16 protein-coding genes and 1 tRNA gene are annotated in these 17,415 nt (G+C 69.1%); 10 read left to right on the top strand and 7 right to left on the bottom strand.

Going from position 1 to position 17,415, the window contains the following annotated elements; all coding sequences use genetic code 11:
* Window positions 1–25: 25 nt before the first annotated feature.
* Window positions 26–2,647 carry a sensor domain-containing protein gene (locus ACRWK7_RS34440; RefSeq protein WP_431862257.1) on the bottom strand — a complete coding sequence of 874 codons (2,622 nt, stop codon included), beginning with the start codon at window positions 2,645–2,647 and terminating at the stop codon, window positions 26–28.
* A gap of 278 nt (window positions 2,648–2,925) precedes the next feature.
* Here ACRWK7_RS34440 and ACRWK7_RS34435 point away from each other — a divergent pair, with 278 nt between their 5' ends.
* Window positions 2,926–3,138 (top strand): hypothetical protein, encoded by a 213-nt coding sequence (locus ACRWK7_RS34435; protein WP_431862255.1) that lies wholly within the window; start codon window positions 2,926–2,928, stop codon window positions 3,136–3,138.
* A 23-nt stretch (window positions 3,139–3,161) separates the two neighbouring features.
* On the opposite strand, the gene ACRWK7_RS34430 is transcribed toward ACRWK7_RS34435, so the two are convergent.
* The gene (locus ACRWK7_RS34430) at window positions 3,162–4,547 is read right to left on the bottom strand and encodes a hypothetical protein (protein ID WP_431862253.1); all 1,386 of its coding nucleotides are present in this window, start codon (window positions 4,545–4,547) and stop codon (window positions 3,162–3,164) included.
* 473 nt (window positions 4,548–5,020) lie between these two features.
* Window positions 5,021–6,016, bottom strand: a complete 996-nt coding sequence (locus tag ACRWK7_RS34425) for a patatin-like phospholipase family protein (protein ID WP_431862251.1) — start codon at window positions 6,014–6,016, stop codon at window positions 5,021–5,023.
* Between the two features lie 127 nt (window positions 6,017–6,143).
* Here ACRWK7_RS34425 and purB point away from each other — a divergent pair, with 127 nt between their 5' ends.
* From purB to ACRWK7_RS34410, 3 genes are all read left to right on the top strand, one after another.
* Window positions 6,144–7,439 carry an adenylosuccinate lyase gene (gene purB / locus ACRWK7_RS34420; RefSeq protein WP_431862250.1) on the top strand — a complete coding sequence of 432 codons (1,296 nt, stop codon included), beginning with the start codon at window positions 6,144–6,146 and terminating at the stop codon, window positions 7,437–7,439.
* Between the two features lie 230 nt (window positions 7,440–7,669).
* Window positions 7,670–8,641: a thiamine pyrophosphate-dependent dehydrogenase E1 component subunit alpha gene (locus ACRWK7_RS34415; protein WP_431862248.1), complete on the top strand. Its 972-nt coding sequence runs from the start codon at window positions 7,670–7,672 to the stop codon at window positions 8,639–8,641.
* Entirely contained in the window at window positions 8,634–9,746 is a 1,113-nt protein-coding gene (locus ACRWK7_RS34410; RefSeq protein ID WP_431862246.1) for an alpha-ketoacid dehydrogenase subunit beta, read from the top strand. Before ACRWK7_RS34415 ends, ACRWK7_RS34410 begins: the two co-directional genes overlap by 8 nt.
* Before the next feature lie 60 nt (window positions 9,747–9,806).
* Here ACRWK7_RS34410 and radC read toward each other — a convergent pair whose 3' ends face one another.
* Window positions 9,807–10,589 carry a RadC family protein gene (gene radC, locus ACRWK7_RS34405; RefSeq protein ID WP_431862244.1) on the bottom strand — a complete coding sequence of 261 codons (783 nt, stop codon included), beginning with the start codon at window positions 10,587–10,589 and terminating at the stop codon, window positions 9,807–9,809.
* Window positions 10,590–10,757: 168 nt separating this feature from the next.
* Here radC and ACRWK7_RS34400 point away from each other — a divergent pair, with 168 nt between their 5' ends.
* Together ACRWK7_RS34400 and ACRWK7_RS34395 are read left to right on the top strand one after the other, a co-directional pair.
* Entirely contained in the window at window positions 10,758–11,348 is a 591-nt protein-coding gene (locus ACRWK7_RS34400; protein ID WP_431862242.1) for a DUF3124 domain-containing protein, read from the top strand.
* Window positions 11,345–13,066 (top strand): monovalent cation:proton antiporter-2 (CPA2) family protein, encoded by a 1,722-nt coding sequence (locus tag ACRWK7_RS34395; protein WP_431862241.1) that lies wholly within the window; start codon window positions 11,345–11,347, stop codon window positions 13,064–13,066. Before ACRWK7_RS34400 ends, ACRWK7_RS34395 begins: the two co-directional genes overlap by 4 nt.
* Window positions 13,067–13,112: 46 nt before the next feature.
* On the opposite strand, the gene map is transcribed toward ACRWK7_RS34395, so the two are convergent.
* Complete coding sequence (map, locus tag ACRWK7_RS34390; protein ID WP_431862239.1) at window positions 13,113–13,940, bottom strand: type I methionyl aminopeptidase; 828 nt, start codon at window positions 13,938–13,940, stop codon at window positions 13,113–13,115.
* 14 nt (window positions 13,941–13,954) lie between these two features.
* Window positions 13,955–14,686, bottom strand: coding sequence for a DNA/RNA nuclease SfsA (gene sfsA / locus ACRWK7_RS34385; RefSeq protein WP_431862237.1), 732 nt, complete (start codon window positions 14,684–14,686; stop codon window positions 13,955–13,957).
* A gap of 87 nt (window positions 14,687–14,773) precedes the next feature.
* Between sfsA and ACRWK7_RS34380 the strand changes: the two genes are divergently transcribed.
* Complete coding sequence (locus ACRWK7_RS34380) at window positions 14,774–15,544, top strand: competence/damage-inducible protein A (protein WP_431862235.1); 771 nt, start codon at window positions 14,774–14,776, stop codon at window positions 15,542–15,544.
* Between the two features lie 87 nt (window positions 15,545–15,631).
* Entirely contained in the window at window positions 15,632–15,883 is a 252-nt protein-coding gene (locus ACRWK7_RS34375; RefSeq protein WP_431862233.1) for a hypothetical protein, read from the top strand.
* Between the two features lie 28 nt (window positions 15,884–15,911).
* Here the strand turns inward: ACRWK7_RS34375 and ACRWK7_RS34370 are convergent, their stop codons facing one another.
* Window positions 15,912–16,079: a hypothetical protein gene (locus ACRWK7_RS34370; RefSeq protein ID WP_431862231.1), complete on the bottom strand. Its 168-nt coding sequence runs from the start codon at window positions 16,077–16,079 to the stop codon at window positions 15,912–15,914.
* 85 nt (window positions 16,080–16,164) lie between these two features.
* On the opposite strand from ACRWK7_RS34370, the gene ACRWK7_RS34365 reads away from it, so the two are divergent.
* Together ACRWK7_RS34365 and ACRWK7_RS34360 are read left to right on the top strand one after the other, a co-directional pair.
* A tRNA-Leu gene (locus tag ACRWK7_RS34365) sits at window positions 16,165–16,250 on the top strand.
* Between the two features lie 73 nt (window positions 16,251–16,323).
* Window positions 16,324–17,325 (top strand): MBL fold metallo-hydrolase, encoded by a 1,002-nt coding sequence (locus ACRWK7_RS34360; RefSeq protein WP_431862229.1) that lies wholly within the window; start codon window positions 16,324–16,326, stop codon window positions 17,323–17,325.
* Window positions 17,326–17,415: the final 90 nt, after the last annotated feature.

Here is a 17,415-nt window from a genome sequence, read left to right as displayed (position 1 = left end):
CCCTCCCCCTCGCGGGGGAGGGGCTTCAGGGGGCCCCCGTCAGCTGCCCGTTCCTGATCAGCAGCTCGCGGAACCGTTCCGCCGGCACCGCCGGGCTGAACAGGAATCCCTGGTACTCGTCGCAGCCGTGGCCGCGCAGGAAGTCCAGCTGGACGTCCGTCTCCACCCCCTCCGCCACCACCTTCTTGCCCAGCGCGTGGCCGATGGAGATCACGGCGGCGGCGATGGCCTCGCCCTCGGCGTGGTTGGTGATGTCGCGCACGAAGCTCTGGTCCACCTTCAGGATGTCCAGCGGGAAGTGCCGCAGGTGGCTCAGGCTCGAATACCCCGTGCCGAAGTCGTCGATGGCCAGCCGCAGCCCGATGTCCTTTAGCGCCCGCATGGTGCCGATGGCCTGCTCGGGGTTCTGCATGACCATGCTCTCGGTCAGCTCCAGTTCCAGGATGAAGTTGGACAGGCCGGCGTCCTGCAGCAGCTCGGCGATGTGGGCGTAGAGGTCGGCCTGGCGGAACTGCCGGGCCGACAGGTTGACCGACATCCGCGCGTTGCTCCAGCCCTCGGCGATCCAGCGCCGGCTGTCGGCGCACGCCGTCTCCAGCACCCAGCGCCCGACCTGGAGGATCAGCCCGCTCTCCTCCGCCACCGGGATGAAGCGGCCGGGCGACACGCTGCCCAGCCGCGGGTTGGTCCAGCGCAGCAGCGCCTCCGCGCCGACGATAGCGCCGGTGCGCACGTCGAGCTGCGGCTGGTAGAACACCTGCAGTTCGCCGCGCGCGATGGCGCCGTGCAGCTCGCGCTCGATCACCATGCGCTCGCAGACGCGCTCGTTGATCTCGCGGGTGAAGAACTGGAAGCCGCCGCGGCCCATCTCCTTGGCGCGGTACATGGCGGCGTCGGCGTTCTTCAGCAGCGTCGCCACGTCCTCGCCGTCGCGCGGGTACATGGACGCGCCGATCGAGCAGGTGACGAACAGCTCCGACCCGTCGATGGTGAAGGGCCGGCCCAGCGCCTCGATGATGCGGCGCATCACGTGGGTGACGTCGCTCTCCTCCGGCGCGTCCTGGATGACCACGACGAACTCGTCGCCGCCCAGCCGCGCCACCGTGTCCACCTCGCGCAGGCAGTGCACCAGGCGCTTGGCCACCGCCTGCACCAGATGGTCGCCGACGTTGTGGCCCAGCGTGTCGTTGACCGTCTTGAAGTTGTCGAGGTCGACGAACAGCACCGCCGGCTTCTGGCCGTAGCGCTGGGCGCAAGCCAGCGAATGCTCCAGCCGGTCCATCAGCAGCGTGCGGTTGGCGAGGCCCGTCAGCGCGTCGTGGTTGGCCTGGTGCTCGAGCTGCTCCTCGTAGCGCTTGCGCTCGGTGATGTCGGTCATCACGCTGATGGTGTGCGTGACCTCGCCGGCCTCGTCGCGCACGGGGGAGACGAACAGCTCGTTGAAGAACAGCGTGCCGTCGCGGCGGTAGTTGCGCAGCACCGCGCTGCCCGGCCGCTTCTGGCGCAGCGCCGACTTGATCGCTTCCAGCTCCATCTGCTCGCGGTCCTGGCCCAGCAGGAAGCGCGGGTTGCGGCCGATGGCCTCGACCTGCGGATAGCCGGTCATCCGCTCGAACGCCGGGTTGGCGTAGACCACCGGGTGGTCGAGCGCCTTCACGTCGGTGATGATGATGCCGTTGTTGGCCGATTCCACCGCGCGGTGGTAGAGGCGCATCGCCTCCTCGGCCCGCTTGCGCTCGGTGACGTCCTGCAGGGTCTCTATGGCGCCGATGACCCGTCCCTCCCCGTCGTGCAGGGGGGCGGCGGTGAAGGCCAGCCAGCGGCCGCCGCCGGGGCATTTCGGGAAGAAGTCCTCCGCCTCGTACGCCCCCTCGATGAAGGGGGAGTGGCGGAACTTGGTCGGGTAGTGGCGGGCGATCTCCGCCTCGCCCGCGCCGTCGATGATGAGGTCGGCCATCACCGGCCGCTCCTCGGTGTAGAAGGCCTGCCACTGCAGCCGCGTGCCGGTGAGCGCCGACGCCGGCGCGCCGATCACCGCCTCGCAGGCGCGGTTCCAGTGGGTGACGCGGTGTTCGGCATCGATGACGAAGGTGGGGACCGGGCTGCCCTCGACGATCTCGTCCAGGCGCTGCCGGGCCAGCCGCTCGCGCTTGACCTCCTCGGCCTGCTTGCGTTCGGTGATGTCCTGCAGCGTCTCGATGGCGCCGAGCAGGCGGCCGTCCTTGCCGCGCAGCGGGGCGGCGGTGAAGGACAGCCAGCGCGCGCCGCCGGGGAAATGCTCGAACCAGCCCTCGGCCTCGTAGGCGCCCTCGATCAGCGGCGAGGCGCGCCAGCGCCCGGCGTACAGCCGCGCCACCGTCTCCTCGGTGATGCCGTCGACGATCAGGTCGGCCAGGGTCGGCCGCGGCTCGGTGTAGAAGGCGCGCCACTGGTCCGACGTGCCGAGGATCTCCGCCGCGCGCACGCCGATGATGGCTTCGCAGGCCCGGTTCCAGTGGGTGACCCGGTGGTCGGCGTCGATGACGAAGGTGGGGACCGGCGTGCCCTGCAGGATGCTCGGCAGCGACAGGTCCGATTCAACCGGCGCCGACGGCGCGGCGACGATCGCCCCGCCGGGCCCGTCGAGGCCCAGAAGCCCGTGGATCAAAGCGTTTCTCCCGCACTGCGCCGTTATGATTTTTTTGGGTCTTACCAACCGGGGATGGTACGCGAGCGCGTGAAAAATCTGCAATATCTTTGATCTGTTTTTTCAGCGAATGAAATGTCGCACCGACTGTGCGCGAAGCCCCGGCGGGGCGAACGTTCCTGGCGGCGCGCGGTCGAGCGAACCTGCGCGAAAACCGCTTCCCGACCCGATGCCGCCGCGTCATTCTGGGCGGACGGCTGCCGGCCGGTTCGTCAACGCGACACCCCAGAGGCCCTCCCATGACCGACCTGATCGAAGCGCTGTGGGACCTGCTGATCGAGAACAGCCTGCTCCGATGGTTCTTCATCGGGCTGCTGGTCGGTCTGGTGCTGGTCGGCTCGATGGTCTGGAACGGCAGCGCCATGGACGCCGGGGACGCCGTGATGGGCATCGTCGCCAGCGGCGTCCTGGTCCTCGGCCTGCGCCTCGTGCTGTGGTTCGTCCGGGGGTAGCGGGCCGATTCGCCGCGCGCGGATCAGGGAAGGGGCAGGTGGGCTCTGAAATGCCACGCCAGGGAGACGAGGGCCATGCTCGCGCACAGGATGTAGGTTCTGGTTCTCTTCCGCTTCTCGAGCGCGATCCGTGAATCCAGGATGGAGTATGCGTTCTCGAAAGTGAGAAAGCAGGCGTTGTTGTGATAGCGCAGCGCGTCAACCGACGAAGCGATGTTCTGGACGACTCCGTTGTATATGGAGCCGAACTGCATGATGCCCTTCGCCCGGTGCAGGATCTGCAGGATCTTTCGGCGCTTGATCGAGATTTCGGTGATGAAGATGGCCGCGGCGCAGACCCACAGGATGCTCAGGATGTTGTCGATGAGTCCGTAGAGAAAGCCGTTCAACGAAAAACGCGAGAGCATATCGTCGAATGCGAAGTATTCGGAACGGTCCCCGAGGACGAACCTGGATGGACTCCCCGCGACCGGCTGGAAGAGGTCGGAGGCAAGGATGACCGGTGAAGTCAGGACCAGAGCGATCAGGATGCGCGGGCCCTGCTGCTTGAAGAATGCGGCGGTTCCTTGTCGCGCCTTCTCGGTGAAGAGCCATTCTGCGACGCCGGAAACCCTCCTTCTCAAGGACGTTCTCGCTTTCTCGTAGATCGGCTTGAAAATAGAAAACTCCGCGAAATGTTTTGCGTGTATCAGATACATTGTCCCCGGAAGCGCGATTGCAAAAATAAAGTTGAAAAGCCCCGTGATGATCGTGTTCGGTTTGTCTGCTGCGGTCATGTCGATCAGAGAATACAGAGCGCACGCCAGGACAGCGAGCGTAGATATGAAATAATAGTGTCTGAATATATGAATGCCGGCAAATTTATTCCGTTTCACCTGTGCTATCGCGGTGAACGATTTGTCGAAGATCTTGGAAAACCGCTCCCTTATGAGCAAAACCGAACGCCGTCTGTCGCCGTTTCGGTTTGACGAGTACAGATCCATCAGCTTTTTGTTGTCGCGCAGGACATCGTCCAGCTTCAGTTCGCCTGCGACCGCCAGCAGGGAGGACGAGTCGATGAGCACGGGATGTTTGGCGATGCTCGGGAAACGGTTCTTCTTCCGTCTTTCGTAGAAATCCGTGTCGTAAAGGTGTGTGTGCCCGATCAAGGTTTTGACCTCGTTCGAGATGTATGCGGCAACCGCAATCAGGCTTTCGTAGGGAACTCCGTTGGGCTTTCCTTTGGTGGCCGTTTCGGAGCCGCCACCGGCGGTGCCGGCTGGCGGTGGCGTGCCCGAACCGCTGGTGCCCGGTGTCGCGGGGGCGTAGGTAAGGCATAGCGAAAAAATCAGAATGCCGTCATTCCTGAAGTGGCATTCGTCAATGGAAACCTGGTATTCCGGCAGCAGAAATGCGGCTCTGCCTTTCACGTCGATCTTTGCCAGGACTTCTGGCGAGAGGCTGAATGAAATAGGCTCTATGGCGTTTGTGGCTCTCGGGCACCAATCCAAGAAGGCAAATGAATCAAAGGATTGTTGGGCGGGGGAGTGTGTCGTAGTCATTTAAACGCTAAAACCAGGTAAAATAATATAAAGCACGCGAAAATCGAGATCTTCTCCAGGAGATTTGGGCGCAACGACATATCTTTTTCGTAGCGCGCAAAATTATCGACGTCCGTCTCATGAATCACTGACACGAGTGGCTCCTGTCAACTGTTTCGCTCGATACGAAGTATGATAGGTCGAGAAACAATCCGTGTCAAGTGAGGGTCCGGAATGGAAAAGAATTCATCGGCAATCATACCAGAGTATTAGAGTTGTGGCCGTTTCCGATTGTTTCCTGGTCATAAGTCGAAAGTATCCAGGATTCCGGCCTGCGTGACGATCGCGGATGACGTGGCGGCCTATCCCACCGGAAAGCGCCGCAGATGCTCGTCGGCCGCGCTCCACCCGGCGCGGATGCGCGTCTCCACCGTGTCGGCGGAGTAGTCCACCGCCCCGCTCAAGGGCTGGTGCGGGCAGGCGACGACGCGCAGGTTCTTCAGGCAGCGGTACTCCATCAGCTTGTCGTACTGCGGGTTCCGCCGCACCGGGCTGCCCTTGGGGAGCGCGCGGTCGATGGCGTCGATCAGCCCGGCGTACTGGCGCAGGCCCTGCGGCCCGCCGAAATCGTCCCAGGACTTGTTCTGGAACAGGATCTCCAGGACGCGGTCGCCGACCTCGTGCAGGTTCTCCGGGATGGTGCTGCCGCGTGTCTCGCGGTCGAGCACGAACAGCGGCAGGTCCTCGCGCTCGGCCGGCGTCAGGCTGTCGAGCATGGCGCGCAGCGGCATGTGGTCGAACAGCCCGCCGTCCCAGTACATCGCCTCGCCCACCCGCACCATCGGGAAGAACGGCGGCAGCGCCGCGCTGGCCAGGACGTGCTCGACGCCCAGCCGGGCGTCGGCGTTGCAGAAGCGCTCCAGGATGCCGGTCTGCACGTTGGTCGCGGTCAGCGCCACGCGCACCCGCTCCGGCTGGTTCAGCCGTTCGACGTCGATCAGCCGCTCCAGCGTGCCGGCCAGCGGCGCGAGGTCGTACCAGCTGGTCCAGGTGCCCAGGGAGAACGGGTCGGTGTGCGGGCGGTAGAAGCCGGGGATGCCGGTCATCGACGTCAGCGCCTGCCGCACCACCGGCGGCACCGGCAGCGCCGGCACCTCCAGCGTGCTCCACAGCTCCCGCAGCGCCGCCGCCGGGTCGGCATCGCGGGACGCCGCCAGCACCGCCGCGTTGATGGCGCCGATGGAGACGCCGGTCAGCACCACCGGCCGCAGCCCCGCCTCCAGGAGCCGGGCCGTCGCGCCGGCCTCGTAGGCGCCCAGCGCGCCGCCCGCCTGCAGGCACAGTCCGATCGCCGTCATGCCGCCCCCGTCCGGTGCAACCCAGACCGTTCTACCATCGCGAACGCCCACCGTCCGCAAGGTCTTTTCACGCGGGCGCCGTGGGGCTAAGGTCCGGCCGCCGTCGCTGCCGTAGTTGGAGAGTACGATGATCCCGCGCTACACCCGCCCCGAAATGGCCCGCATCTGGGAACCGGAGAACAAGTTCCGCATCTGGTTCGAGATCGAGGCGCACGCCTGCGACGCGCAGGCCAAGCTGGGCGTCATCCCCGCCGACGCCGCCAAGGCGGTGTGGGAGCGCGGCAAGTGGGAGATCGAGCGCATCGACGCCATCGAGCGCGAGACCCGGCACGACGTCATCGCCTTCCTCACCAACCTCGCCGAATACGTCGGTCCCGAGGCGCGCTTCGTGCACCAGGGCATGACCTCGTCGGACGTGCTCGACACCTGCCTCGCCGTGCAGCTGAAGCAGGCCGCCGACCTGCTGCTGGAAGACCTCGACGGGCTGCTCGCCGCGCTGAAGCGCCGCGCCTACGAGCACAAGGACACCGTCACCATCGGCCGCAGCCACGGCATCCACGCCGAGCCGACGACCTTCGGCCTGAAGCTCGCCGGCCATTACGCCGCCTTCCAGCGCGCCCGCGAGCGCCTCGTGGCCGCTCGCGAGGACATCGCCACCTGCGCCATCTCCGGCGCCGTCGGCACCTTCGCCAACATCGACCCGTTCGTCGAGCAGTACGTCGCCGAGAAGCTGGGCCTGTCGGTCGAGCCGGTGTCCACCCAGGTCATCCCGCGCGACCGGCACGCCATGTTCTTCGCCGTGCTCGGCGTCATCGCCTCGTCGCTGGAGAACCTCGCCGTGGAGGTCCGCCACCTGCAGCGCACCGAGGTGCGCGAGGCGGAGGAGTTCTTCCACCCCGGCCAGAAGGGCTCGTCGGCGATGCCGCACAAGCGCAACCCGGTGCTGTCGGAGAACATCACGGGTCTGGCCCGCATCGTCCGCTCCGCCGTCGTCCCGGCCATGGAGAACGTGGCGCTGTGGCACGAGCGCGACATCTCGCACAGCTCGGTCGAGCGCATGATCGGCCCGGACGCCACCGTCACGCTGGACTTCGCCCTGGTGCGCGCCACCGGCATGATGGAGAAGCTGGTCGTCTATCCCGAGCGCATGACCAAGAACCTGGAGGACCTCGGCGGCCTCGTCTTCTCGCAGCGCGTGCTGCTGGCGCTGACCCAGGCCGGCATGAGCCGCGAGGACGCGTACCTCGCCGTCCAGCGCAACGCCATGAAGGTGTGGGCGGAAGGCGGCAACCTGCTGGACAACCTGCTGGCCGACGCCGAGGTCACCAAGCACATCGCCCGCGATACGCTCGCGCCGATGTTCGACATGAATTACCACACCAAGCACGTGGATACGGTTTTCAAGCGCGTGTTTGGCGCATAACCGGGTATTCACTTGGGAAGGTCCTGAAAAGGGCGGCGTGGACCTGATCCGCGCCGCCTTTTTCTTGGAGTATGCCCGCATACTTCAGTATGAAATGATTACCAGTAGCAATTTCCGCATGCGATAATCTATGAGCTAGGTTATAGTTCGGACGAGGTGCCTCGAATCACGCATGCGGGCGTGACCGGGCCTGCCTGAGCAGTCCAGAACTCCCATCCTGTGGTCATCCGATGTCGGACTTTGACGGCCAGACGGCGCTGGAGCTTTTCCGCGCCATGCTGCGCATCCGCCTCGTCGAGGAGGCCGTGGCGCTGCGCTACGGCGAGCTGGAGATGCGCTGCCCCATCCATCTCTCGGTCGGGCAGGAGGCGGTCGCGGTCGGCCTGTGCGCTGAGCTGCGCCGCACCGACCAGGTGCTCTCCACCCACCGCTGCCACGCCCACTACCTGGCCAAGGGCGGCGACCTCCGGGCGATGATCGCCGAGCTGTACGGGCGCGACGCCGGCTGCTGCGGCGGGCGCGGCGGCTCGATGAACCTGCACGACGCCGAGGCCGGGCTGCTGCTCAGCTCGCCCACCATCGGCAGCGCCATCCCGGTGGCGGTCGGCGCCGCGCTGGCCATGCGGCAGGCCGGCCAGGACGGCGTGGCCGTCACCATCTTCGGCGACGGCGCGGCGGAGGAGGGCGTGCTGCACGAGGCGATGAACTTCGCGGCGCTGCGGTCCCTGCCGGTGCTGTTCGTGCTGGAGAACAACCTGTGGTCCATCGTCACCACGCTGGAGCACCGCCAGCCCGCCCGGCCGCTGACCGAACTGGCGCGCGCCCACGGCATCCCGGCGGAGACGGTGGACGGCAACGATGCGCTGGCGATGCGCGCCGCCGCCGCGCGCGCCGTGGCGCGGGGGCGGCGCGGCGACGGGCCGGGCTTCCTGGTCTGCGACACCTACCGCCTGCGCGACCACTGCGAGCACACGCTGCCGCTGCCCGAGGACGCGGCGACCCGGGCCGAGCGCGCGGCGTGGCGCGAGCACTGCCCGATCCAGCGCCTGCGCCGTCCCCTGCTGCGGTCCGGCGCCCTGACCGAGGCGATGGAGGAGGCCATGGCGGTCGAGATCCTGGCCGAGATCGAGGACGCCGTCGCCTTCGCCCGCAGCGCCCCCTTCCCGACCACCGCCGGCGTCGAGGAGACCCTCTATGTTTAGCCTCGCCCGCGCGCCTGCCCCGGTCCCGGGGCCGCGCACGCTGACCACCATGCAGGCGCTGAACGAGGCGCTGGACCTCGCCATGGAGCGCGACGGGCGGGTGTTCGCCATCGGCCAGGGCGCGCTGCCGCCGCTCAGCCTGTTCGGCGCCACGCAGAACCTGCTGGAGAAGTACGGCCCCGACCGCATCGTCGAATCGCCGCTGTCGGAGAACGCCATGACCGGCGTGGCGGTGGGGGCGGCGCTGATGGGCCGGCGCCCCGTGCTGTTCCACATCCGCGCCGACTTCGCGCTGCTCGGCCTGGAGCAGCTGTTCAACAACGCCGCCAAGATGGCCTTCCTCAGCAAGGGCGCGCGCCCGGTGCCGCTGGTGGTGCGGCTGTACGTCGGGCGCGGCTGGGGGCAGGGGCCGGCGCACGGACGCTCGCTGGAGGCGCTGTTCGCCGCGGAGCCCGGCCTCAAGGTCGTCATGCCCTCCGACCCGGCCAGCGCCAAGGGCCTGCTTCTCGCCTCCATAGAGGACCCGAACCCGGTGGTCTTCATCGAGCACCGCTGGCTGCACTTCCTGGACGGCCCGGTGCCCGAGGGCTACTGGACCGAGCCGCTGGACGGCCCGAAGCTGCGCCGCCGGGGGAGCGACGTCACCATCGTCGGCACCTCCTGGATGCTGCGGGAGTCGCGGCGCGCCGCCGAGGCGCTGGCCGGCGCCGGCGTGTCGTGCGAGGTGATCGACCTGGCGGTGCTGCGCCCCTTCCGGCCGGAGATGATCCTGGACTCGGTGCGCCGCACCGGCCGGCTGATCGTCGCCGACACCGGCTGGACGACGCTCGGCATGGGGTCGGAGATCGTGGCGACGGTGACCGAGCGGGCCTTCGGCGCGCTGCGCCGCGCCCCGGTGCGCATCGGCCAGCCCGACCGCCCGACTCCCAGCGCCCCGGCGCTGGCGGCCGAGCACTACCCGACCGCGCTGACCGTCTTCGACGCCGCCGCCCGGCTGGTGGACGCCGCGCCGGAGCGGGTGGCCGCGGCGCGCGCCGCGCTGGCGGCGGAGACCGCCGGGCAGCCGGCCGACCTGCCGCATCCGGACGTGCGCGCGCCATTCTGAGTAGGCTCCGTGGCGTTCTAAGCCCCTCTCCCTCGACGGGAGAGGGGCTTCACGCGATGCCTACAGCAGCCCCAGCGCCTTGAAGCTGGCGTGCTTGCCCTTGCCGACGATCAGGTGGTCGTGCACCACCACGCCCACCGCGTCGGCGGCGCGCACGATCTCCTTGGTCATGTCGACGTCGGCGCGGCTCGGGCTGGGGTCGCCGGAGGGGTGGTTGTGCACCAGGATCAGCGCGGTGGCGCCCAGCTCCAGCGCGCGCTTGACCACCTCGCGCGGGTAGACGGGGGTGTGGTCCACGGTGCCGCGCTGCTGCACCTCGTCGGCGATCAGCGTGTTCTTGATGTCGAGGAACAGCAGCCGGAACTGCTCGGTCGTCTCGTGCGCCATCGCCGCCTGCACGTAGTCGAGCAGCGCCTGCCAGGACGCCAGCACCGGCCGCTTCATCACCTCCTGCCGCATGCCGCGCAGCGCCGCGGCGCCGACCGCGCGGATCGCCGCGACCGCCGCGTCGCTGGTCAGCGCGACCTCGCCCGCCTTGATGCCGCGCAGCTTCTCCGGCGGCGCGTTGACGACGTTCCACAGCCCGCCGAACCGTTCGATCAGCGCCTTGGCCAGCGGCTTGACGTCGCGCCGGCGGTCGACCGCGAACAGGATCATCTCCAGCAGCTCGTAGTCCTGCAGCGCGTCCGGCCCGCCGGCCAGGAAGCGCCCGCGCAGCCGGTCGCGGTGTCCATGGTAGTGCGGGTCCTCGCACGTCGATCCGGGTGCGTCCTCCGGCGAGATGCCGGGCAGCGCGGGTTCGGCGAAGCTCGGCACTGGTTTGCGCGTGCGGGGTGCGGCCATGGCTGTCCTGCATACAAGGGCGTGCCGACTATACCTCTTTCACGCGAATTCATACACTGCGCCGCACGCGTGCCGAGGATGCGGCAGGCGGACGCCGCGGGCATACACAGGGCGTGCATCATCGACTATGCTGCGGCCTCCCCGCCGTGCCCGCCCCTCCGGAGCCCTATGACCCCGATCCGCTCGTTCATCGCCGCCGGCCTTCTGGTTTGGGCCGCCGTCGCCACCGTCCTGCTGGTGGAGAAGCGCGGGGCGGCCCCGTCCGGCGAGGCGTCGCGGGTGCGCGACGCGGAATCGGTGGACGTGCCGGCGAAGCGGCCAGAGCGCGACTACTTCCGCCCGACGCCCGACGGCGGCACGGGGCCGCGCGGCGGCACGGTGTACGTGCCGGTGTACTCCACCCTGTACCTCGGCCACGGGGTGGCGCAGCCGAACCTGGCGGTGACGCTCAGCGTGCGCAACACCTCGCCCGCGCAGGGGCTGACGGTGCGGCGGATCACCTACTACGACACCGCCGGCAACGCGGTGCAGCGCTTCATCGACACGCCGCACGCGCTGGCCGCCATGGGCACGGCGGAGTTCTACATCGACCTGACCGACGGCCGCGGCGGCCCCGGCGCCAACTTCGTCGTGGAGTGGAGCGCCTCCGAGGGCGCCAGCGACCCGCTGATCGAGGCGGTGATGGTCGGCGGCGTCGGCAGCCGCGGCATCTCGCTGATCAGCCGCGGCCAGACCATCGACGGACCGCTGTCCCGATGATCCACGACACCGGACTGCTGATGGATGTGCTGCTGCTCCTGATGGCGGCCATCCTGCTGGTGCCGCTGTTCCAGGCGCTGCGCATCCCGGCGGTGCTCGCCTATCTGGCGGCCGGCGTGGTGCTCGGCCCGCACACCCCGGGGCCGGTGGTGGATCCGGCGCTGCCGGGCGTGCTGGCCGAGTTCGGCGTCGTCTTCCTGCTGTTCGCGGTCGGGCTGGAGCTGCCCCTGTCGCGCCTGCGGGCGATGCGGCGCTTCATCTTCGGGCTGGGTCTGCTGCAGGTGGTGGCGACCGCCGCCGCCATCGGCGTCGCCGCCTACACGTTCGGGCTGGACTCGAACGCGGCGCTGATCGTCGGCGGCGCGCTCGCCTTCTCCTCCACCGCCACCGTGCTGAAGGTGCTGGTGGAGCGCGGCGAGACGGTGGCGCGCTTCGGCCGCGTCTCGGTCGCCGTGCTGATCTTCCAGGACCTCGCGGTGGTGCCGCTGCTGACGCTGCTGCCGCTGCTGGCCGGCGACGCCGCCAACCTGCCGCAGGCGCTGGCCATCGCCATCGCCAAGGGTGTGGCGGCCATCGTCGGCATCATGCTGCTGGGCCGCTACGTGGTGCGGCCGGTGTACGGCTTCGTGGCGTCGGCCAACAGCCCCGAGGTGTTCACCGCCACCAACCTGTTCCTGGTGCTGGCGGTCGGGCTGCTGACCGCGCAGGTCGGCATGTCGATGGCGCTGGGCGCCTTTCTGGCCGGCCTGCTGCTCGCCGACACCGCCTACCGGCATCAGGTCGAGGCCGACATCGAGCCGTTCCGCGGCCTGCTGCTCGGCCTGTTCTTCATGACCGTGGGCATGTCGCTCGACCTGCCCTTCATGGCCCGCAAGGCGGAGACCATCCTGGCGCTGACCGCCGCGCTGCTGATCGGCAAGAGCGTGCTGCTGTTCGCGCTGTGCCGGCTGTCGGGCCTGGGCACGGCCAACGCGCTGCGGGTCGGCCTGCTGCTGTCGCAGGGCGGCGAGTTCGCCTTCGTGGTGCTCAGCCGCGCGGTTGGCCTGCACATCCTCGACGGCGAGGACGGGCAGACGCTGACCAGCGTGGTGGCGCTCAGCATGGCGCTGACCCCCGCGGTCGGCGTCCTGGCGCACAGCCTCGCCGAAGCCTGGGAGCGCCGCTGGGGCGCCGAGGCGTTCCGGGTCGAGACCAGCGACGTGAAGGGCCACGTGCTGATCGCCGGCTACGGCCGGGTCGGGCGCACGGTGGCGCGCATCCTGGCGCGGCATGGCATCCCGTACGTGGCGCTGGACCTCGACGCGCACCGGGTGGCGGCGATGCGCGACGGCGGCCGGCCGATCTACTACGGCGACGCCACCCACGCCGGCGTGCTGCGCGCCGCCGGGGTGGAGCGCGCCCGCGCCGCGGTGGTCACCGTCAACCGCCCGGCGCTGGCCGAGAAGGCGGTGGAGGCGATCCGCCGCCACGCCCCGCACCTGCCGATCATCACCCGCGCCCACGACCTGGCGCAGTTCGGCCGCCTGAAGCACGCCGGCGCCTCCGCCGTGGTGCCCGAGACCATCGAGGCGAGCCTGCAGCTGGCCGGCCTCGCCCTGCGCTCCGCCGGCGTGCCGGCCGACCTGGTGGACGGCTCGCTGGACGAGCTGCGCAAGGACAACTACGGCGCGCTGGCCGAAGGTCCGGCCGACAAGGCTAGGCCGGCGGGCGGGGATTGATCAATAGCCCTCCCCCAGCTCCGCTGGGGGAGGGCTTACGACAAACTCACACCGCCGCCGTCGCCTCGACGACCGGGTAGGGCGGCTTGGTGAAGCCGGCGGGCGAGGCGGTGAAGATCTCGCAGCCGTCCTTGGTCACGCCGATCGAGTGCTCGAACTGCGCCGACAGCGACTTGTCCTTGGTCACCGCGGTCCAGCCGTCGCCGAGGATCTTCACGTCGTGGCGGCCGGCGTTGACCATCGGCTCGATGGTGAAGAACATGCCCTCGCGCAGCACCACGCCCTGGCCGGGCTTGCCGAAGTGCAGGACGCTCGGCGGCTCGTGGAAGACGCGGCCCAGGCCGTGGCCGCAGAAGTCGCGCACCACCGAATAGCGGTGGCTCTCCGCGTACTGCTGGATGGCGTGGCCGACGTCGCCCAGCGTGGCGCCCGGCTTGACCATCGCGATGCCGATCATCAGCGATTCGTAGGTGACGTCCACCAGCTTCTTCGCCTTGATGCTGACGTCGCCGCACAGGTACATGCGGCTGGAATCGCCGTGCCAGCCGTCGACGATCGGGGTGACGTCGATGTTCAGGATGTCGCCGTTCTGCAGCCGCTTGTCGCCCGGGATGCCGTGGCAGACCACGTGGTTGACCGAGATGCAGGTCGACTTCGGATAGCCGCGGTAGCCCATGGGCGCGCTGATGCCGCCGTGCTCGGCGATGAAGGCGGCCAGCAGCCGGTCCAGCTCGCCGGTGGCGACGCCGGGCTGCACGTAGGGGGTGATGAAGTCGAGCGCCAGGGCGGCCAGGCGGCCGGCCTTGCGCATACCCTCGAAGTCCTCCGGCGTGTGCAGCCGGATGCGATGCGAATCGAGGTCGTTGTGTTCCACGGACAGTCCCTTATCTAATCGGCGAGCCGCAGCGGCAGCGGCCGGTCCAATTCAATCGACTCGCGCGTCAGCGCGCAAGACCAACACAAAGTTTCCACACCCGCCGCCACTGCACGGCGCAGGCCGGCGTCGTAGGCGGGGTCGATGTCGCGGGCCACCCGGAAGTGGGTGCAGTCCATGCGCTGGACAAGATAGAGCATCACCGCGCGGCAGCCCTGCGCCACCATCGCCGCCAGCTCCTCCAGGTGTTTGGCGCCCCGCGCCGTCGGGCAGTCCGGGAACTCCGCCCAGACGACGCCGTCCCGGCCGTCCCCCGGCTGCGGCCGGCGCAGGTGTACGTTCTTCACCTCGACGTACGCCGGGGGCCGTACGTCGTCTTCCAGCAGCACGTCGATGCGCGAGTTCTTGCCGTACTTCACCTCGCGCCGCACGCGGGTGTAGCCGGCCAGCTCCGGGATGCGGCCGGCGGCGATCGCCGCGGCGACCAGGGCGTTGGGGTGGGCGGTGTTGACGCCGACCAGCCCGCCGTCCGCCTCCACCATCTCCAGCGTGTGGGCGAGCTTGCGCTTCGGATTGTCCGAGCGCGACAGCCACACCGGCGCCCCCGGCGCGTCCACGCCCATCATGCTGCCGGAGTTCGGCACGTGCGCCGTGATCACCTCACCGCCGGGCAGCTCGACGTCGGCGAGGAAGCGTTTGTAGCGGCGGACCAGCCGGCCTTCGAGGAGCGGGGAGGGGAAGCGCATGGCCGCCACGCTACCCGCGCCGCCGTCGCCTTGACAATGCCCGTCATGGGTTCATCTTGGGAGAACCCCGCCGAACGAAGCCTCCCCATGACGACCACCGACCCGAACCCCACCGCCGCCGTGCTGATCGTCGGCAATGAGATCCTCTCCGGCCGCACCAAGGACGCCAACCTGCCGCACCTCGCCGAGAAGCTGGGCGAGCACGGCATCCGCATGCGCGAGGCCCGCGTCGTGCCGGACGTGGAGGAGGAGATCGTCGCCGCGGTGAACGCGCTGCGCTCCCGCTACACCTACGTCTTCACCACCGGCGGCATCGGCCCGACGCACGACGACATCACGTCCGAATGCGTCGCCAAGGCGTTCGGCGTGGCGCTGGAGCGCAACCCGGAGGCGGTGGCGCGGCTGGAGCGCCATTACGGCGACCCGTCCAAGCTGAACGAGGCGCGGCTGCGCATGGCCAACATCCCGGCCGGCGGCGAGCTGATCGACAACCCGATCAGCGCCGCGCCGGGCTTCCGCATCGGCAACGTGTACGTGATGGCCGGCGTGCCGAACATCATGCAGGCGATGCTCGACGGCGTGCTGCCGCGCCTGAGGGGCGGTGCGCCGATCCACGCCCGTACGGTCAGCTGCGCGCTGGCCGAGGGGGTGCTGGCCGCCGACCTCGGCGCCCTGCAGGAGCGTCATCCGGACCTGGAGATCGGCAGCTACCCGTACTTCCGCCGCGGCGACTTCGGCGTCTCGCTGGTGCTGCGCGGCACCGACGAGGCGGCGGTGGAGCAGGCGACGGAGGAGCTGGTGGGGATCGTCCGGCGGCTCGGCGGTACGCCGACCGTCACGGTCGGCTCCAAAGGGTAGCTTTCTAGCCTATTGCGTAACGGCGAATTGCCGCGGCCCCGGCTGTTCCTACTTCGATAAGTCAGTGAACAGTCCGGTAACCGAGCCATGAAGCCGTTCGAGAAAGAGGCTGTCTTCTTCCTGCTCAACCACCTGATCTCGGGAATGGCGGGGGCGGTCGTCCTGGGCCTGGGGCTGCTGCTGTGCGACGTGGCGAACCTGCGCACGCTGATCTTCGCCAGCGAGAGCGTCTTCGCCGCTTCGTTCCTGCTCTTCGCCAGCCTGATGATCACCTTCGGCAGCGTCGCCATGGGCATCGGCATCATGTCCCTTGGCTGGAACGGGCGGCAGGACGACTAGGTCGGCCCGCCCTCGGGACGGCCCGCCCTCAGGAAGGCCCGAAGGTGCTGTAGGCGAAGACCAGCGCCGCCACGATGGCGAGCCACGCGGCGGCGTAGGGCAGCATCCGGCCGCGGGTGCGCCGCAGCGCGCCGGGCACCACCAGCACCGCGGCCATCAGCAGCCCCACCAGGGCGATCCATTGGTTCTCGGTCATGCTTGCCACATGGGGATGCGGGGCGGCGGCGTCCACGACTCTTGACCCGTTTCGCGCAACCCACTATTCAACCGGTGCGCGTGCCGCGGGCGTGGCGGAACGGTAGACGCAGCGGACTTAAAATCCGCAGCCGGAAACGGCGTGGGGGTTCGACTCCCCCGGCCCGCACCACGCGCCCCCTTCCCCTTGACCTGCCGGGGTACCGAGCAATCCTTCTTCCACCAACGAAGAAGGGGTGCTCCCAATGGTGAAGCTGTCTCGCCGCGCGGCGCTGGGCGCGCTGGCCGCCGTTCCCGTCGCCGCTCCGCTTCTGCCCCACCTCGTCCCCGCCGCCGCGCTGGCCCAGCAGCCGGCGGCGGCACCCGCCGCCCAGCAGGCGCCCGGCTTCTACCGGACCAGGGTCGGCGACCTCGTCGTCACCCGCATCAACGACGGGCAGTTCGCCCGCCCGAAGCCGACCGAGGGCTTCGTGCGCAACGCCTCTGCCGACGAGGTCGCGGCGGCGCTGCGCAACGCCCACCTGCCGACCGAGGCGCTGACCATCCCCATCACCTTCATGGCCGTGCAGGGCGGCGGGCGCACGGTGCTGCTCGACGTCGGCACCGGCGGGCAGCTCATGCCCACGGCGGCGCACGGCGCCCGCAACATGGCGGCGGCCGGCATCGACCCGGCCGGCGTCACGCACGTGGTGATCAGCCACTTCCACCCCGACCACATCGGCGGCCTGACCGGCGCCGACGGCAAGGCGGCGTACCCCAACGCCGAGATCCTGGTGCCGGAGGCGGAGTGGGCGTTCTGGATGGACGACGGCGCCATGTCGCGCGCGCCGGAGGCGATGCAGGGTACCTTCAAGCTGGTCCGCGGCCGCTTCGCCGCCTACCCGGCGGAGCGCATCCGGCGCTATGGATCGGACGCCGAGGTGGTGCCCGGCATCCAGGCCATCGCCGCGCCGGGCCACACGCCGGGCCACACCGTCTACGGGCTGTCCTCCGGCGGCAAGCAGCTGATGGTGCTGAGCGACACCAGCAACCACCCGGCGCTGTTCGTGCGCAACCCCGGCTGGCACGCCATCTTCGACATGGACCCGACGCTGGCCGAGAGCAACCGCCGCAAGCTGTTCGACCGCGTCGCCGCCGACCGCGCGCCGGTGGTCGCCTACCACTTCCCGTTCCCGGGCGTCGGCCACATCACGGCGCGCGAGCGCGGCTTCGAGTACGAACCGGCGCCCTGGTCGTCGGAGCTGTAGCAACCGTCTTTTTCCGAAGGAGGGAGTGAACCGTGGGTGCTCCCTGTCAAGGCGCGCGCCGAGGCGCGCCCGCCTTTCGGGCGGCTTCAG

Source organism: Azospirillum sp. (assembly GCF_050789165.1).
Note: the sequence above shows the minus strand (reverse complement) of the source record. Positions and strands in the feature narration are given on the sequence as shown.

Bases quoted from the DNA above. Each gene is read 5' to 3' on its own strand.
- ACRWK7_RS34435 (WP_431862255.1), top strand. From the start codon at position 2,926: ATGACCGACCTGATCGAAGCGCTGTGGGACCTGCTGATCGAGAACAGC.
- ACRWK7_RS34425 (WP_431862251.1), bottom strand. From the start codon at position 6,016: ATGACGGCGATCGGACTGTGCCTGCAGGCGGGCGGCGCGCTGGGCGCC.
- purB (WP_431862250.1), top strand. From the start codon at position 6,144: ATGATCCCGCGCTACACCCGCCCCGAAATGGCCCGCATCTGGGAACCG.
- ACRWK7_RS34415 (WP_431862248.1), top strand. From the start codon at position 7,670: ATGTCGGACTTTGACGGCCAGACGGCGCTGGAGCTTTTCCGCGCCATG.
- ACRWK7_RS34410 (WP_431862246.1), top strand. From the start codon at position 8,634: ATGTTTAGCCTCGCCCGCGCGCCTGCCCCGGTCCCGGGGCCGCGCACG.
- radC (WP_431862244.1), bottom strand. From the start codon at position 10,589: ATGGCCGCACCCCGCACGCGCAAACCAGTGCCGAGCTTCGCCGAACCC.
- ACRWK7_RS34400 (WP_431862242.1), top strand. From the start codon at position 10,758: ATGACCCCGATCCGCTCGTTCATCGCCGCCGGCCTTCTGGTTTGGGCC.
- ACRWK7_RS34395 (WP_431862241.1), top strand. From the start codon at position 11,345: ATGATCCACGACACCGGACTGCTGATGGATGTGCTGCTGCTCCTGATG.
- sfsA (WP_431862237.1), bottom strand. From the start codon at position 14,686: ATGCGCTTCCCCTCCCCGCTCCTCGAAGGCCGGCTGGTCCGCCGCTAC.
- ACRWK7_RS34380 (WP_431862235.1), top strand. From the start codon at position 14,774: ATGACGACCACCGACCCGAACCCCACCGCCGCCGTGCTGATCGTCGGC.
- ACRWK7_RS34375 (WP_431862233.1), top strand. From the start codon at position 15,632: ATGAAGCCGTTCGAGAAAGAGGCTGTCTTCTTCCTGCTCAACCACCTG.
- ACRWK7_RS34370 (WP_431862231.1), bottom strand. From the start codon at position 16,079: ATGACCGAGAACCAATGGATCGCCCTGGTGGGGCTGCTGATGGCCGCG.
- ACRWK7_RS34360 (WP_431862229.1), top strand. From the start codon at position 16,324: ATGGTGAAGCTGTCTCGCCGCGCGGCGCTGGGCGCGCTGGCCGCCGTT.